Source organism: Vibrio taketomensis, assembly GCF_009938165.1.
Lineage (GTDB): Bacteria > Pseudomonadota > Gammaproteobacteria > Enterobacterales > Vibrionaceae > Vibrio > Vibrio taketomensis.
Window position 1 is genome coordinate 1,418,212 of sequence record NZ_AP019649.1, and the last position, 14,730, is coordinate 1,432,941.

Sequence of the window (14,730 nt, forward strand, 5' to 3'; positions counted from 1 at the left end):
TTTATCATTTTATAGCACTTTACATGCAAAGCCTTTGAGGTAGAAACCTTCTGGGTATGCCGTATCGGTAGGGTGATCGGCAGCTTGCTCAAAGCGTTCCACAAACTTCACTTGACGGTTTGCGTCAACAGCGGCATCGGCAATGATCTTTTGGAACAAAACTTGGTCCATCAAACCAGAGCAAGAGTAGGTTAGCAGTGTACCGCCCGGTTTAAGGATCTGCATTGCTAGCATGTTGATGTCTTTATATCCGCGACACGCGCCGTTTAGTTGTGCCTTACTTTCTGCAAACTTTGGCGGATCCATGACTACAACGTCAAATTGAGTTCCTTGGTCACGGTATTCACGTAGGAGTTTGAACACATCAGCGTTTAAGAATACGGCACGCTTTTTCGAGATATCGAATTCATTCAGCTCTGCGTTGTATTTTGCCGTGTCCAACGCTGGTTGAGATACGTCTGCGTTGATAACGCGCTTCGCACCGCCTTTCAGAGCGTATAAACCAAAGCCACCAGTGTAAGAGAAACAGTTGAGAACTTCTTTGTCTTTCACATACTTCATTGATTGCTGACGGCTGTCACGTTGGTCAAGGTAGAAACCTGTTTTGTGGCCACCGACGATGTCGACACTGATTTTTACGCCGTTCTCTTCAATAACTACTGATTTTGGTGGTAATTCACCATGCAAAACACCAGTGGTTTGTTCGAGGCCTTCTTTTTTGCGTACGGCTACATCTGAACGCTCGTAAATATTTGCGTTAGGGAAAACTTCCAACAGTGCTTCGACTAAGGTTTGTTTTTGGAATTCTGCACCAGCGCTCAGTAGTTGACACACCAAAAAGTCTTGGTATTTATCAATGGTGATTCCTGGTAGACCATCAGATTCCGCGGCGATGAGACGGTAACCTGTTAGTCCATCGCGTGCGATAACATCTTCACGCAATAACTGGGCGTCTTGGATGCGTTTAACGAAGAAATCGCGGTTGATTTCTTGCTTTTCAAAACTCCAAACACGCGCGCGAATTTGTGAATTTGGTGAATACGCCGCTTTTGCCAGCCATTTGCCATCGTTGGTATAAACGTCAACGGTTTCACCTAGTTGCGGTTCACCTTCAACGCGGTCAATACCACGAGAGAAAATCCAAGGGTGCTTGCGTCGAAGTGATTTGTCTCGACCTTTAGCTAGGTAAATTGCTGCTGTCATTGCGATACTCAAATGATTGTCTTTTAGAGGAGGGGTATTGTGGGTGAAGCGTTAAGGAAAATCAAACAAAAGAGCCGCGTAAACGCGGCTCATACAAGGCGATAGACGGGTTTAGGCTTTAATTCCGGTCAGCATCTCTTCCATACTGCTACTTTGTGAACGAAGTTGGTCAACATGTCCGTGGGTTTCGTCCAGCATGGCACACACAACACTCGATTGATGGCGGATCTCCTCAACGCTTTCCGCGATGCTATCAGCCACAGTGCCTTGTTGTTCTGCAGCGGTTGCGATTTGAGTTGAGCTATCAGAAATATGTTGGTTCTTATTGGCCAGTTGGCCAATTTCGCTATCAACTTCAGCCATTAAAGTATGGCCATCATTTGCACTGGTTACGGTCGTCTCCATTAATCGGGTTAACGACTGGCTATTGCGTTGCAAAGATTCAATCATTGATTGAATTTCTACGGTTGCTTGTTGAGTTCTACCTGCCAAAGCACGTACCTCGTCGGCAACTACGGCAAAGCCACGTCCTTGTTCTCCCGCGCGAGCGGCTTCAATAGCGGCATTTAATGCCAGTAGATTCGTTTGTTCAGAAATGCCATTAATAGCGGTAACCACTTGGTCAATTTGGGCTGCATTTGCATCTAGTTCAGCAACTGCATGCGAAGCAGACTGCACTTCGGTAGATAGATGTGAAATCGAACCAAGCGTGTGTGCCACTTTTGTTTGACCTGCTTCTGCAATGTTAAGTGCTTCGACGGTCTGCATACTTGAATCATGAGCCAAACTCGCGACTTCACGAATGGTTGAAGCCATTTCTTCGGTTGCGCTGGCTAGAGAGCTTAGGTGCTCTTGTTGGGTGGCTGAAACTCGCACACTTTCTTGTGTGGTTTGATTTAATTCTGAGCTGATTTGCTGCATAAGTGCGATCGACTCTTGAATTGATTTCACCATATTTTGTTCACGCTCAGCGACCTTATCGATCGTAATTGCAATCTCACTGAACTCGTCTCGAACTTTGAAAAAGTTCATACGAGCGGTGAGATCGCCATCTGCCAATGTGTTTAATGCCTTGTTCATGGTAAACATTGCACCACCGATAAAGGTCATAATGTAGTACACACAAAGAGCGATAACACTTAACGTCGCAACAATTATGCTGAGCTGAGTGGTAGAAAGTGCCGACCATAAGTTCTTGGAGTGGTTGTTGACTAAACTAAATTGGCCGTCATTGACTGATACAGAACTTAAGCCATAGCCTATATCAATACTTTGTGATGCCTGCAGCGCATTGGCGACGTCACTTTGTGAAAGTTTTCCAGCTTCGATTAAGCTCTTCATGACTAACATATTGTTTTGGTAGGCATCGTTAATCATGCTATTCGACGCGCTATTTAGTACTAAAGTTAACGTAATCAAGGCGACAACAGGCAGTAGGAATAAGAGATAAAATTTTTCTTGAATCTTAAGGTGGATAAGATATTTATCGATCCAACGGAATGGGATTTCTTTCATTATTTTTGTTCCTTAAATACAACGCACTGATTTTTCAGTGTAAGAAGCGCTTGCAATATATCACTGCGCTATCAATAGGGGTACAGACATGAATCATCAATGTGAAAAGTTTACTGTCAACGGACGAGTACAGGGTGTGGGTTTTCGTTACCACACAGCACACTTTGGATTAAAAATTGGCGTTACAGGTTATGCTAAGAATCTGTTGGACGGAGATGTCGAAGTATGGGTTTGCGGTAGTGCAGAGCAAATTGAAAAAATGCATCAGTATTTAAAGGAAGGACCAAAGACCGCAAGAGTGGATGGTTTACGCCGAGAGCCTGTCGAATTTAAGCACTATAAAGGGTTTGATATTCTGTAGCCAAATTAGCTACAGAATAAAAGTTAGAGGCATTTAGCCGGTTTTGGCAGGCCAGCGAGTTTCGTCGCTTGCTTAGCTGGACCTTCTTTAAATAATTTAAATAGATATTTGCTGTTGCCTTTCTCTGGTCCGTGGGCTTTTTCCATTGCTTTCACCAGCATACGGACTGCTGGGGAAGTGTTGAATTCATCATAGAATTCGCGCACAAAATGCACCACTTCAAGGTGCGCATCCGTTAGCTCAATGCCTTCTTGTTGAGCGAGAATCTCAATCATTCCTTCTTCCCATTGCGTATGGTCTAGAAGATAGCCTTGTGCGTCTGTTTCGATTTGTTTGCCGTTATATTCAAACATCATGATTGTCCAATCGGTTAGATTACGATTAGGTTAGCGCAGCTAAAGACGACTCTCAATAAAAAAGCCCGAAGGAGGGTATCCTTCGGGCTTTTTTTAATCACAATGACGATTAATCGTCGTTCATGATACCTAGGATGCTTAACAAGCTAGTGAACAGGTTAAGGATGTTTAGGTACATAGAAATTGTTGCACTGATGTAGTTAGTCTCTTCACCGCGCACGATGCGGCTAGTATCGAATAGGATAAAGCCAGAGAAAACAAGTGCTGACATGCTGCTAATTGCAAGTTGACCCATCGTTGAACCAACAAAGATATTGATGATTGCCGCTACGATTACGATGATTAGACCGGCAAACAGGAAGTTACGCATAAAAGAGAAATCTTTTTTGCTTGCTACTGTATATGCAGATAGACCAAGGAATACCATACCTGTCAAGCCAAGTGCTTGAGCGATGATAGATGGGCCGTTAGCGATTGATGCGTAGTAAGTCAGCATTGGACCTAAAGCGCCACCCATTAGCGTTGTAAACACGAATGTCCACACAATACCCATTGAAGAGTTGATACTTCTTGGCAGAGCGAAGAAAAGAATACCAATCGCAGCGATTTGCATCACAAGCGCCATGATAGGAGAAATACCGATTGCCATGGTCGCCACTGCAGCGATAGCACTGGTCACTAGCGTCATTGAAAGTAAGAAATAGGTATTTTTCAGAGTGTTGTTAATCTCAAGCGTGCGATTAACACTGGTTGAGCGGGTAAACATAGGACTGTTCATTGTCTTCCTCGTTTGAGTTTATGCTTATCTAACTACATTTATGCGGTTGTTAAAGCAAAAGATCAAGCTTTAAGATGCAGTAATTATGATAATAATCGAAATCGCGTTGCGCGTAAGCTTGAAGATGTAACACAATTTATCCCCAAGTGCATGCATCGCTGCTGCCATTCTATATAGAGTGTGACGAAATGCACGTGCAATTGTCGGTATATCATGAGGTTACTTGAGTATCTATTAAAAAGGGCACCGAAGTGCCCTTGTAAACAAATGTGCATTAGTGATGCAGAATTTGTGCGAGGAAGTTTTGCGTGCGGTCTGATTGTGGGTTTTCGAAGAAATCAACAGGGTTGTTTTCTTCGATGATTTCGCCAGCATCCATGAATATAACTCGGTCAGCGACCTCTTTAGCAAACCCCATTTCGTGAGTTACACAGAGCATAGTCATGCCTTCGTCAGCGAGTTCAACCATGACATCGAGTACCTCTCTTACCATTTCGGGATCCAGCGCTGAGGTCGGTTCATCAAACAGCATGACTTGTGGGTTCATGCATAACGAGCGAGCAATAGCGACGCGTTGTTGTTGACCCCCAGATAGCTGACCAGGATATTTATCGGCTTGATCTGGAATTTTTACCCGCTCTAAATATTGCATCGCGATTTTTTCCGCTTCTTCCTTGGGCATCTTTTTCACCCAAATAGGCGCGAGTGTGCAGTTCTCTAACACGGTTAGGTGAGGGAAAAGGTTAAAGTGTTGAAAACACATACCCACTTCTCTGCGCACCGCTTCGATATTTTTTAGATCTTCGGTCAATTCAGTGCCTGAGACATAAATATGCCCACGTTGATGCTCCTCAAGACGGTTGATACAGCGAATCATCGTCGATTTACCTGAACCTGATGGCCCACATATCACGATTTTCTCACCTTTTTTGACCTTCAGATTGATATTTTTCAATACGTGGAACTCGCCGTACCACTTATTCATGTCGTCAATTTCGATCATGTAATCTTGTTGTTGCGTCATAATACGTCCTTGAATACTAAATTATCGTTTGTGGCCGGTATGGAGTTTGTTCTCTAGCCATATCGAATAACGCGACATGCCAAAACAAAATACCCAGAACACTAACGCGACAAATACGTAGCTTTCCGTCGCAAAACCAAGCCATTCTGGGTCGGTGTTTGCTGCTTGACCAATTCCTAGTACGTCAAACATACCGATGATCAGTACTAAACTGGTGTCTTTAAACAAGCCAATGAAGGTATTCACAATGGATGGAATGGTGATCTTTAGCGCTTGGGGCAGCACAATTAGCCCCATCTTTTTCCAATAGGTTAGTCCAAGCGCATCTGCTGCCTCATATTGTCCTTTCGGAATAGCTTGTAAACCACCTCGCACCACCTCAGCCATGTAGGCAGAAGCGAACATCACGACACCAATTAAGGCTCGGATCAGTTTGTTGGTTTCTGTTCCTTCTGACATAAAGAGTGGCAGCATTACTGAAGCCATAAACAGAACAGTAATCAGTGGTACACCACGCCAAATCTCGATGTAAACCGTACAGATACTGCGAATAATGGGCATTTCTGAACGGCGTCCAAGAGCCAGTGCAACACCGATTGGTAGCGACACGACAATACCAACTAATGCGATTATCAGTGTTACTAACAAACCACCCCATTTATGGGTTTCTACGACTTCTAGCCCGAATACGCCACCATATAGGAGCGCCGCAGCGAAGAAAGGATAGATGTTGACAAACACTAGCCATATCCACGTGCGTTTTGGTGTTTTTTCGTAAGCCAGCAAAGCGGTGAATATTGCTAGCGTCGCGTAGAATAGGCGAGGACGCCACAATTCAGCTTGTGGGTAGAAGCCAAACATAAACTGTTCCCAACGCACACTGATAAATACCCAGCATGCACCTTCACGAGAGCAGTCATTACGCGTAGTTCCAACCCAGTCAGCGTTGATCAAGGCCCATTCCGCAATTGACCAAAGCCCTACGACCGCAAAGTATCCGAGAATTAGAGTGATAATTGAGTTGAGTGGTCCATTAAATAAGTTACGACGTAACCATCCAATGACTCCCACCGTGTTTGAAGGTGGTGGGAGATCGGGCTGAAATTGATGTATTTTCATGTTATCTCTCCACCAACGCGACTTTACGGTTGTATAAATTCATCAACGCAGAAGTTAGCAAACTTAATGTTAGATAAACTCCCATGGTCATTGCGATAATTTCAATGGCTTGTCCGGTTTGGTTGAGTGTCGTCCCTGCGAATACAGACACGAGATCAGGATAACCAATCGCCATCGCAAGCGATGAGTTTTTGGTTAAATTGAGGTATTGACTCGTCAGTGGGGGAATAATGATGCGTAAAGCTTGAGGGATCACGACAAGTTTCAATGTTTTTGAACGTGGTAATCCCAGAGACATCGCTGCTTCAGTTTGACCGTGGCTGACGGCGTTTATTCCTGAACGGACGATTTCAGCAATAAACGAGGCTGTATAAATACTGAGTGCTAAAAGCAGTGCCGCTAGTTCCGGTATGATGCTGATCCCACCGCGGAAGTTGAAGCCTTTTAACTCAGGGTATTGGGCCGAAATAGGTGAACCCATCAAGAAATAAACAATAACAGGTAGCACAATAATCAAACCAGCGGCAATGCGGAACATCGGCGTTTGCTTACCAGTGAGTTTTTGACGATTTTTAGCCCAGACGTTGATGCCAATGGTAGCGACAATGCCAAGAATAAAAGCTGCAATCACCACACCAGAACCGGCTTCAAAAACCGGGGCAGGAAAATACAGGCCGCGTACGTTAACAAAAATAGCTTCGCCAAGGCTGATACTTTGTCTCGGTGAAGGTAACGCCTGTAATACGGCAAAATACCAAAAGAATATTTGCAACAGCAGCGGAATATTACGAAATACTTCGATATAAACCGCGGCAAAACGGCTGACCAACCAATTTGAAGAGAGGCGGGCGATGCCGATGGCAAAACCCAACACGGTCGCAACAATAATCCCTAAAAAAGAGACGAGTGCGGTATTGATTAAGCCAACCCAAAAGGTTCGCCCATAAGAGAAGGTTTCATCGTATTCAATCAGAGATAGGCCAATCCCAAAGCCTGCTTCTTGATCGAGAAAACCAAAACCAGTGGCGATACCACGAGAATCTAAGTTGGTAAGTGCATTGTTGACAATGGTGTAGATAAAGAACGCCAGCGCTCCAACAGCAATAATCTGAAAAGCAACTGATCGAAAGGTAGGATTGTAAAAGAGACTGGTACGAGACGATGGTGCATTGACAGTCTCACTCGTAGTAGGTTTCATACTGCAGTAACCTCTATCCGTCGATTTTATTAAAAGGGCGGATTGCTCCGCCCATTTTGACTACTTATCAATCTATCGTTATCGAATTGGTGGTGCGTACATAAAGCCGCCTTCATTCCATAGTGCGTTTACGCCACGAGAAATTTCAAGAGGAGAGCCTTCACCGACAGTGCGCTCAAAGCTTTCGCCATAGTTACCAACTTGCTTCACGATCTGATAGCCCCAATCATCAGCGATACCCAGGCTCTTACCTTTAGGGCCGTCAACACCAAGAATGCGTTTAACGTTTGGATCTGAAGATTTCACCATCTCATCAACGTTTTTCGAATCGATGCCATATTCTTCAGCATTGATCATGGTAAACAGCGTCCATTTCGCGATATTGAACCACTTGTCATCCCCCTGACGAACGACAGGACCTAAAGGCTCTTTGGAAATAATTTCTGGCAGTACAACCGCTGAACTAGGATCTGCTAGGTTTAGGCGCAATGCATACAAGCCAGATTGGTCGGTGGTCAGTACGTCACAACGACCGGCATCAAAACCGCTCGAAGTTTGTGCTGCTGTATCAAATACGACAGGCTTATATTCCATGTCATTGTTACGGAAGTAGTCAGCTAGATTAAGTTCTGTTGTCGTACCAGACTGAACACATACGGCCGCACCGTCGAGATCTTTGGCACTTTCTACACCCAAATCTTTTTTAACCATGAAACCTTGGCCGTCGTAGTAGTTAACGCCAACGAAGTTGAGACCAAGAGCCGTATCGCGGTGAAGCGTCCATGTGGTGTTGCGAGATAAGACATCAATCTCACCAGATTGAAGGGCAGTGAAACGCTCTTTAGCGGTTAGAGGTACGTACTTCACTTTGGTTTTATCACCTAGGACTGCGGCGGCAAGAGCTTGGCAGTACTCAACATCAATACCTTCCCATTCACCTTTTGAATTTGGGTTTGAAAAGCCAGGTAGGCCAGTACTTACGCCACATGTCAGAACCCCTTTCTTAAGTACTTTGTCTAAAGTACCATCGGCAGCTGACGCTGAAGTAGACATTAATGCGGTTGATGCAACGATGACTGACGCAAGGAGCGATAGTTTATTTTTCATGTGTATCCTTCCTGTAGAATCCATGTTAAACCAGGTGACACCTGATACAACTTTTAAACAAATATTATGTTTATAGGTTATGTTGACCTTGCATATTTGTGAGAATTTGCGCTCACCACAAATCAACTAGTTATAAGCCTAGGAAAGGATCTGCATATACACAAATGTATAATTTAAAATGATTTTTGATTAGAATCACATTCCTGAGCTGAATATTAGAATGATTAAGTGTTAAACAAATGTAAATACACCTATGGTCTCATTTCAGTAAATGCAGTTTGTGATGTTGCTGATAACTCATATTGTTAGAATTAACGTTTAGTAGATTACTTTTAGTTCAAAGTTTTATATCTAGATACCACTAAAATTCAGAGGCACATGCTGCCTAAGTGATAGCAAGGGAGTGAAATGAAGTACTTTCCAATCTATTTAGACCTCAAAGATAAAGCGGTTTTAGTTATTGGCGGTGGCGAAGTAGCTTGTCGTAAAGTGGAGAGTCTCGTCCGAGCGGGGGCGCTCGTCACCATCGTCTCTCCAGTTGTTGATGACTATTTACTTGAGCTAGCGAAGCAGGGAGAGTGTGTCTGGATTCAGAACTTTTATTCTCAAGAAATGATCGATCGTCGATACTTGCAAGTTTGGGCGACGACAGATAATCCAGAATTGAATCACCAAATATACACAGATGCTAAACAACATGGCATTTTAGTGAATGTGGTGGATGATCAACCTTATTGTGATTTTATTACGCCATCTATGGTCAACCGTGGCCGCATTCAAATAGCGATATCTAGCGGTGGTGCGTCACCAGTTCTCGTGCGCAATATTCGTCAGCAACTCGAATACGTGCTTCCACAAAACCTCGCGTTGTTAGCTGAATTTGGTGCTTCGAAACGCAGTGATATTAAACAAGCGTTACCAAACGTCGAATCTAGACGAAAGTTTTGGGAGCGTTTTTTCGCTGATTCAAGAGTCGAGCATGCTCAGCATAGGCAAGACCTAGAAACCGCTTATCAGAGTCTAATTGGTGACGATGTCACTGATAAAGGGCAGATTACTTGGATTGAATTTGGATCTGACGTTGAAATGTTGTCTCTCAAAGCACTGCGTTTAATGCAACAAGCAGACTTAGTGTTGTATCCAAATGATTGTCCATTTGTATTCCTGGATAGTGTTCGTCGTGATGCAGAACGCAAATCATTTTCCAATGAAGCCGAGCTTATTGAGCATTTGAAGGGCGCTGAGATTGAACAGCAGCGAGTGGTGATATTCATTGCTGAGGAGAGTTCGAAATACAATCTTCTGATAGGACAAAATTTAAGGTTATCACCGGCCAGATAAAGAAAACCCGCAAAAAATGCGGGTTTTTTACTTTAAGATTTGCAGCGAGCAAGTTTAGTCGCGGAAATTTTCGTATTGGAATGGTTGACCTAATTCCGCTTCGCGAATTAATGCGATAGCTGCTTGTAGATCATCACGCTTTTTCCCTGTTACACGCACTTTCTCACCTTGGATAGATGCTTGCACTTTCATTTTTGCATCTTTCAGCGCCTTAACGATTTTCTTCGCCGTCGCGGTATCAATACCTTGTTTGAAAACAGCGACTTGGTGCCAATTTTTACCCGTCGCTTCAGGCTCTTTAGTTTCCATTGAGTTTGCATCAACACCACGTTTAGCTAAGTGGCCACGTAGAATGTCGCGCATTTGTTTTAGCTGGAAGTCACCTTCCGCACTGAGTTTTACAGATTCATCTTTTTGTAGCTCGAATTCAGCTGCAACATTTCTAAAATCGAAACGAGTAGACAATTCGCGTTGCGCGTTTTCAACCGCGTTACGTAGTTCAACACTGTCGATTTCAGAAACAATATCAAAAGATGGCATGTAAATTTCCTCTAAATTATGGGCGTGCTTTAACAGCGTTCGCCAAAAGTTCCAACATGGTCGCCGTGTCTTCCCAACTTAGGCATGGGTCAGTAATTGACTTGCCGTAGGTGAGGGAAGAAATATCGTCCATTGGTTGATTGCCTTCAACAATAAAGCTCTCAGCCATGATACCTGCGATATATGTACTACCAGATTTAATCTGTTCGCAAATGTCTTTTGCGACATCGATTTGTTTTCTGTGTTGTTTTTGGCAGTTAGCGTGGCTGAAATCTACCACAAGTCGTTGTGGTAGGTCGAACTCTGCAAGCTGTTTGCAAGCGACTTCGATTGATTGTGCATCAAAGTTGGGCCCTTGATCACCACCGCGCAGAATCACGTGACCAAATGGGTTACCACTTGTACGATAAACCGTCATACGGCCGTGCTTATCAGGCGAGTAGAAGTAGTGTGATGCTTGTGCGGCACGAATTGCATCAATGGCGATTTTTACATTGCCGTTAGTGCCATTTTTAAAGCCTACAGGGCAAGAAAGAGCAGAAGCCATCTCACGGTGGATCTGTGATTCTGTAGTACGGGCACCAATTGCACCCCAAGTGATTAGATCAGCAATATACTGGCCAGTGATCATATCAAGAAACTCGGTCGCGGTAGCGAGGCCAAGTTTATTGATATCAAGCAATAGCTGTCTCGCTTTGTTTAGACCTGTCTCTAGTGCGTAAGAGCCGTCAAGGTTAGGGTCGGTGATTAAACCTTTCCAGCCAACAACGGTACGAGGTTTTTCGAAATAGGTACGCATCACAATAAACAGTTCATCTTTGTACTGTTCTTGAATGGCAGCTAAGCGAGAGGCGTAGTCAAGAGCGGCATCAGTGTCATGGACTGAACATGGACCAACAATCACGAGTAGGCGATCATTTTTTCCAACCAGAATATCTTCGATTTGACGGCGTGAGTGTGCAATGCGATCTGCAACTTCGTCCGTTATCGGATAAGTCGTACTCAGTTCTGCTGGGGTTGGCATAGGACCCAAAGGTTGGGTTCTTAGTTCGTCGGTTTTAAGTGGCATACTGCGGCCTATTCTTTAATTACGAAGCGCTAAAGATAACGGAAACACAAAAAGGAATAAACTACTTATACAAAATCTTAAGCTTTAACTTATAACTTAGTAAAGAAAGTAACCTTCATTTAGTGACAATGTAACTGATAACGCTGCGCAATTCTCAAAAATGTTAATACTATGTTGACATTGTATCAGAACAATATACAAATAGATTATCGATAACTCATTAGACCAGTTGATATGGATATCACTATGTTGTCATCAATTCGCAAAGCGAACTTCTATTTGTCTTCATTTGGCTTTCTTAAAGTGCCTTTGATCTGGCTATGCCGACCCAAAATTATTAGTCTCGATGATGATAAAGTTGAAGTGGTGATTCCGTTGCGTCGTCGTACTAAAAACCACCTAAATAGTATGTACTTTGGCGTGTTAGCCGTTGGGGCTGATGTGGCCGGAGGCTATATGGCAATGAATAAAGCTCAACAACGCGGGGAAAGAATTTCTTTAGCGTTTAAATCGGTGAAAGCTGATTTTCTTAAACGCCCCGAAGCGGATGTTTTGTTTACTTGTGAAGATGGGCGTTTAATTGATGATATGCTTGATAAAGCGATTGCGAGCGGTGAGCGTATCAATGAACCAGTAAAAATTGTCGCCACATGCCCATCTTTGAATCAAGATGAGCCTATGGCGGTTTTTGAGTTAACGCTCTCGATCAAATGCAGTAAGCGTTAAGGTAGCGGGGCATTTGAATCGACTTCGACTGGCTCAATCGCAACGATTTTGTTTCGGTTAAGTATGATCTTCCAACGATAATATTTAGGATGCCCATCAAGGCGATCTTCTTTCGCAATCAAGTTAATTAAATGACGTTTTTCTACCGACTCTCGGCTAACTTGCCCATTGTTGAGTAGATAAACACGATTTGACCCTTTGTCCATCAATCGTGTAATGGCACGCATACTGACATACATCGACTCTTTGGTTTCTTCGTAACCACTCATAAAGCGTGAAGTCGCCATTTCTGTTTCTGAGCGATAATGCAGAATTTGTTCTTCACGTTGTGCGGTGCGCTTCTTACGTACAAACATAATACGATCGGGTAGCTTGTTTATGTTCATATAGTCAAGCCACTCAGTTTTTTGTCCAACGATTTTGTTAGTGGTTGGATCGCTATAGCGTTTGCGCCAACGTGGTTTTCCTTTTCGTAACCAGCGCCATAAAACATCGCGTAAATCGTCTTTAAATATTTCACGTAGGGCGTATACAAAAGACATCGCGATGATGAAAGACGCGGTGATCTCTCCCCAGTAGTCACGAGCCATGATCGCCACCGCAGTAACAAATACCATGACAAAGCCTGTCGCAAGACCTTTAACTATTCGCTGCATGTTTTTACCCAGCGAGGTGGTTTGCTCTTTGAGAACTATTGGGTGTTCGATTAAGCGGCGCAATAGGCGCATTTTATTACTCATCCGCGTTACGTCGTCACGTGTTGCAGGTGAGTTGTAATTATTGAGTTTGCGATGCGCTTTTTCTTTTTCGACGATAATTATTAGTCGGTCTTTTAGCGTTTTATAGTCGCCTTCGCGCGGCATGTGAGCGACCAATGATAAGAATTTCTGCTCAGTGTACCAAGACAAGTAATTATCAATATTGGCGTAATAGCGCTTAAGGTTTTCTTCATACGGCGCACCGCGACGTAATTTTTTCAAGATGTCCATCGACATTTCGATTACGGCATCGATTTCTTCATCCGTGACGATATCTGTTTCGTAGCGGTTGAGTTGGCTGACTGCTTTATCAAGTGCGATAACATATTGATAAGCGAACAAGCTCAAACTTACGCGGTATTGCGTAGTAGAGAGTCGACCGCGTTTGGCTAAACGGCTGTGTACCAGTGGCAGGAGGATTTTGTCACTGTAGTAAGCACGTTTTTGTACAATCGACTCATAGTAAAACTCGGTTTCTTTGAGCACGTCAGGGCTTAGGCCTAACTCTCCGGGAACAAAGAAATAAAGGTCAAGGTTGGCCTTCTTGCTGGATGCCATGGAATGGGAAATCTTGAGCGTGATGCCGTCCAACTTATCAACGGTAATCAAGAGTAAGCTCCGAATGGAAAAAAGATCGAATTATCTGGCGCAAGCATATCAGAGTTTCGCTATAATCGCCTGCAATTAAGTGTTACAGAGAAAAAATACAATGATTAATGTAGGTCAGGTAAACCACCTAGAAGTCGTAAAGTGTGCAGAATTTGGCGTGTTCCTAGATGCCGGTGAATTTGGCACCGCTCTTCTTCCGAAGCGTTACGTTCCAGAAGGCGTGGAAGTGGGTCAGTTTATTGATGCCTTTTTGTATTTTGATTCAGATAATCAACTGGTTGCCACAACCGAAACGCCAATCGCTCAAGTTGGTGAATGGGGTTTGATGAAAGTCGAAGGTGTTAACACGACCGGCGCTTTTGTGAGTTGGGGCATTAAAGAGAAAGATCTGTTAGTACCATACAGCGAGCAGCGTGGCCGCTTGACTGCGGGTCAAACTATTTTGGTCTACGTATACACTGACCGTGCTTCAGGTCGTATTGTCGGTACTACCAAATTTAACAAACTGCTAGATAAAACACCGGCGAACTATACCCGCAACCAACAAGTAGAGTTGTTGATTGCAGAACGCAGTGACCTTGGTTACAAGGCGATTGTTAACGGCGAGCACTGGGGCATGATTTTTAGCTCAGATGTGTTCGGTAAGTTATTTATCGGTAAACGAATGAAAGGCTACATCAAAGCCATTCGTGAAGATGGTAAGATCGATCTGTCACTACAGAAGGTTGGCGTAGCTAAAATGGATGATCTGAGTAGCAAAGTTGTTGAGCTGCTAGAAAAGAAAGGCGGGTTCTTGCCATTAAATGATAAATCTACGCCTGAAGAAATTTTCGCTGCGTTCCGTACCAGCAAAGGTACGTTTAAAAAGACGATTGGTGGTCTATACAAGCAGGGCACAATTGTGATTGAAAAAGACGGAATCCGTCTTAAATAGTCATTTCAAAAAAGATGGCCCAGATCTCTCCTGATCCGGGCCGAGGGGAATGGCTCAATTGTATGAGCCTGCGCTAACTTCGCTTTAATATA

The 14,730-nt window shown here is 43.7% G+C and carries 15 protein-coding genes; 4 read left to right on the forward strand and 11 right to left on the reverse strand.

Annotated elements, in window-relative coordinates; translation table 11 throughout:
* Positions 1–9 precede the first annotated feature (9 nt).
* Together Vt282_RS06585 and Vt282_RS06590 are read right to left on the reverse strand one after the other, a co-directional pair.
* Positions 10–1,203 carry a class I SAM-dependent methyltransferase gene (locus Vt282_RS06585; RefSeq protein WP_162062917.1) on the reverse strand — a complete coding sequence of 398 codons (1,194 nt, stop codon included), beginning with the start codon at positions 1,201–1,203 and terminating at the stop codon, positions 10–12.
* 111 nt (positions 1,204–1,314) lie between these two features.
* The gene (locus Vt282_RS06590; RefSeq protein ID WP_162062918.1) at positions 1,315–2,718 is read right to left on the reverse strand and encodes a methyl-accepting chemotaxis protein; all 1,404 of its coding nucleotides are present in this window, start codon (positions 2,716–2,718) and stop codon (positions 1,315–1,317) included.
* Between the two features lie 88 nt (positions 2,719–2,806).
* Here Vt282_RS06590 and yccX point away from each other — a divergent pair, with 88 nt between their 5' ends.
* A complete protein-coding gene (gene yccX / locus Vt282_RS06595) occupies positions 2,807–3,079 on the forward strand; it encodes an acylphosphatase (protein WP_162062919.1) in 273 nt (90 codons plus the stop codon).
* A gap of 23 nt (positions 3,080–3,102) precedes the next feature.
* Here yccX and Vt282_RS06600 read toward each other — a convergent pair whose 3' ends face one another.
* From Vt282_RS06600 to Vt282_RS06625, 6 genes are all read right to left on the reverse strand, one after another.
* Positions 3,103–3,432, reverse strand: a complete 330-nt coding sequence (locus Vt282_RS06600) for a TusE/DsrC/DsvC family sulfur relay protein (RefSeq protein ID WP_162047557.1) — start codon at positions 3,430–3,432, stop codon at positions 3,103–3,105.
* Between the two features lie 112 nt (positions 3,433–3,544).
* Positions 3,545–4,213 carry a Bax inhibitor-1 family protein gene (locus Vt282_RS06605; RefSeq protein WP_162062920.1) on the reverse strand — a complete coding sequence of 223 codons (669 nt, stop codon included), beginning with the start codon at positions 4,211–4,213 and terminating at the stop codon, positions 3,545–3,547.
* A 274-nt stretch (positions 4,214–4,487) separates the two neighbouring features.
* Positions 4,488–5,237, reverse strand: a complete 750-nt coding sequence (locus Vt282_RS06610; protein ID WP_162046410.1) for an amino acid ABC transporter ATP-binding protein — start codon at positions 5,235–5,237, stop codon at positions 4,488–4,490.
* A gap of 21 nt (positions 5,238–5,258) precedes the next feature.
* Positions 5,259–6,356, reverse strand: a complete 1,098-nt coding sequence (locus Vt282_RS06615) for an amino acid ABC transporter permease (protein WP_162062921.1) — start codon at positions 6,354–6,356, stop codon at positions 5,259–5,261.
* Between the two features lies 1 nt (position 6,357).
* Positions 6,358–7,554: an amino acid ABC transporter permease gene (locus Vt282_RS06620; protein WP_162062922.1), complete on the reverse strand. Its 1,197-nt coding sequence runs from the start codon at positions 7,552–7,554 to the stop codon at positions 6,358–6,360.
* Between the two features lie 78 nt (positions 7,555–7,632).
* Positions 7,633–8,661: an amino acid ABC transporter substrate-binding protein gene (locus Vt282_RS06625; protein ID WP_162062923.1), complete on the reverse strand. Its 1,029-nt coding sequence runs from the start codon at positions 8,659–8,661 to the stop codon at positions 7,633–7,635.
* A 408-nt stretch (positions 8,662–9,069) separates the two neighbouring features.
* On the opposite strand from Vt282_RS06625, the gene Vt282_RS06630 reads away from it, so the two are divergent.
* On the forward strand, positions 9,070–10,002 hold the full coding sequence (locus Vt282_RS06630) for a precorrin-2 dehydrogenase/sirohydrochlorin ferrochelatase family protein (RefSeq protein WP_162062924.1): 933 nt from the start codon (positions 9,070–9,072) through the stop codon (positions 10,000–10,002).
* 54 nt (positions 10,003–10,056) lie between these two features.
* On the opposite strand, the gene Vt282_RS06635 is transcribed toward Vt282_RS06630, so the two are convergent.
* Together Vt282_RS06635 and Vt282_RS06640 are read right to left on the reverse strand one after the other, a co-directional pair.
* Positions 10,057–10,542, reverse strand: a complete 486-nt coding sequence (locus Vt282_RS06635) for a YajQ family cyclic di-GMP-binding protein (protein WP_162062925.1) — start codon at positions 10,540–10,542, stop codon at positions 10,057–10,059.
* Between the two features lie 16 nt (positions 10,543–10,558).
* Entirely contained in the window at positions 10,559–11,611 is a 1,053-nt protein-coding gene (locus Vt282_RS06640; RefSeq protein WP_162046405.1) for a 3-deoxy-7-phosphoheptulonate synthase, read from the reverse strand.
* Between the two features lie 246 nt (positions 11,612–11,857).
* On the opposite strand from Vt282_RS06640, the gene Vt282_RS06645 reads away from it, so the two are divergent.
* The gene (locus tag Vt282_RS06645) at positions 11,858–12,337 is read left to right on the forward strand and encodes a PaaI family thioesterase (RefSeq protein WP_162062926.1); all 480 of its coding nucleotides are present in this window, start codon (positions 11,858–11,860) and stop codon (positions 12,335–12,337) included.
* Here Vt282_RS06645 and Vt282_RS06650 read toward each other — a convergent pair.
* Positions 12,334–13,704, reverse strand: a complete 1,371-nt coding sequence (locus Vt282_RS06650; protein ID WP_162046403.1) for a hypothetical protein — start codon at positions 13,702–13,704, stop codon at positions 12,334–12,336. The genes Vt282_RS06645 and Vt282_RS06650 overlap by 4 nt on opposite strands.
* Before the next feature lie 100 nt (positions 13,705–13,804).
* Here Vt282_RS06650 and Vt282_RS06655 point away from each other — a divergent pair, with 100 nt between their 5' ends.
* Positions 13,805–14,638 carry a CvfB family protein gene (locus Vt282_RS06655; protein ID WP_162062927.1) on the forward strand — a complete coding sequence of 278 codons (834 nt, stop codon included), beginning with the start codon at positions 13,805–13,807 and terminating at the stop codon, positions 14,636–14,638.
* Positions 14,639–14,730 lie beyond the last annotated feature (92 nt).

What these genes read in the sequence shown, in the direction of transcription:
- Vt282_RS06585 (WP_162062917.1), bottom strand. Translation starts at nt 1,203, where the DNA reads ATGACAGCAGCAATTTACCTAGCTAAAGGTCGAGACAAATCACTTCGA.
- Vt282_RS06590 (WP_162062918.1), bottom strand. Translation starts at nt 2,718, where the DNA reads ATGAAAGAAATCCCATTCCGTTGGATCGATAAATATCTTATCCACCTT.
- yccX (WP_162062919.1), top strand. Translation starts at nt 2,807, where the DNA reads ATGAATCATCAATGTGAAAAGTTTACTGTCAACGGACGAGTACAGGGT.
- Vt282_RS06600 (WP_162047557.1), bottom strand. Translation starts at nt 3,432, where the DNA reads ATGTTTGAATATAACGGCAAACAAATCGAAACAGACGCACAAGGCTAT.
- Vt282_RS06605 (WP_162062920.1), bottom strand. Translation starts at nt 4,213, where the DNA reads ATGAACAGTCCTATGTTTACCCGCTCAACCAGTGTTAATCGCACGCTT.
- Vt282_RS06610 (WP_162046410.1), bottom strand. Translation starts at nt 5,237, where the DNA reads ATGACGCAACAACAAGATTACATGATCGAAATTGACGACATGAATAAG.
- Vt282_RS06615 (WP_162062921.1), bottom strand. Translation starts at nt 6,356, where the DNA reads ATGAAAATACATCAATTTCAGCCCGATCTCCCACCACCTTCAAACACG.
- Vt282_RS06620 (WP_162062922.1), bottom strand. Translation starts at nt 7,554, where the DNA reads ATGAAACCTACTACGAGTGAGACTGTCAATGCACCATCGTCTCGTACC.
- Vt282_RS06625 (WP_162062923.1), bottom strand. Translation starts at nt 8,661, where the DNA reads ATGAAAAATAAACTATCGCTCCTTGCGTCAGTCATCGTTGCATCAACC.
- Vt282_RS06630 (WP_162062924.1), top strand. Translation starts at nt 9,070, where the DNA reads ATGAAGTACTTTCCAATCTATTTAGACCTCAAAGATAAAGCGGTTTTA.
- Vt282_RS06635 (WP_162062925.1), bottom strand. Translation starts at nt 10,542, where the DNA reads ATGCCATCTTTTGATATTGTTTCTGAAATCGACAGTGTTGAACTACGT.
- Vt282_RS06640 (WP_162046405.1), bottom strand. Translation starts at nt 11,611, where the DNA reads ATGCCACTTAAAACCGACGAACTAAGAACCCAACCTTTGGGTCCTATG.
- Vt282_RS06645 (WP_162062926.1), top strand. Translation starts at nt 11,858, where the DNA reads ATGTTGTCATCAATTCGCAAAGCGAACTTCTATTTGTCTTCATTTGGC.
- Vt282_RS06655 (WP_162062927.1), top strand. Translation starts at nt 13,805, where the DNA reads ATGATTAATGTAGGTCAGGTAAACCACCTAGAAGTCGTAAAGTGTGCA.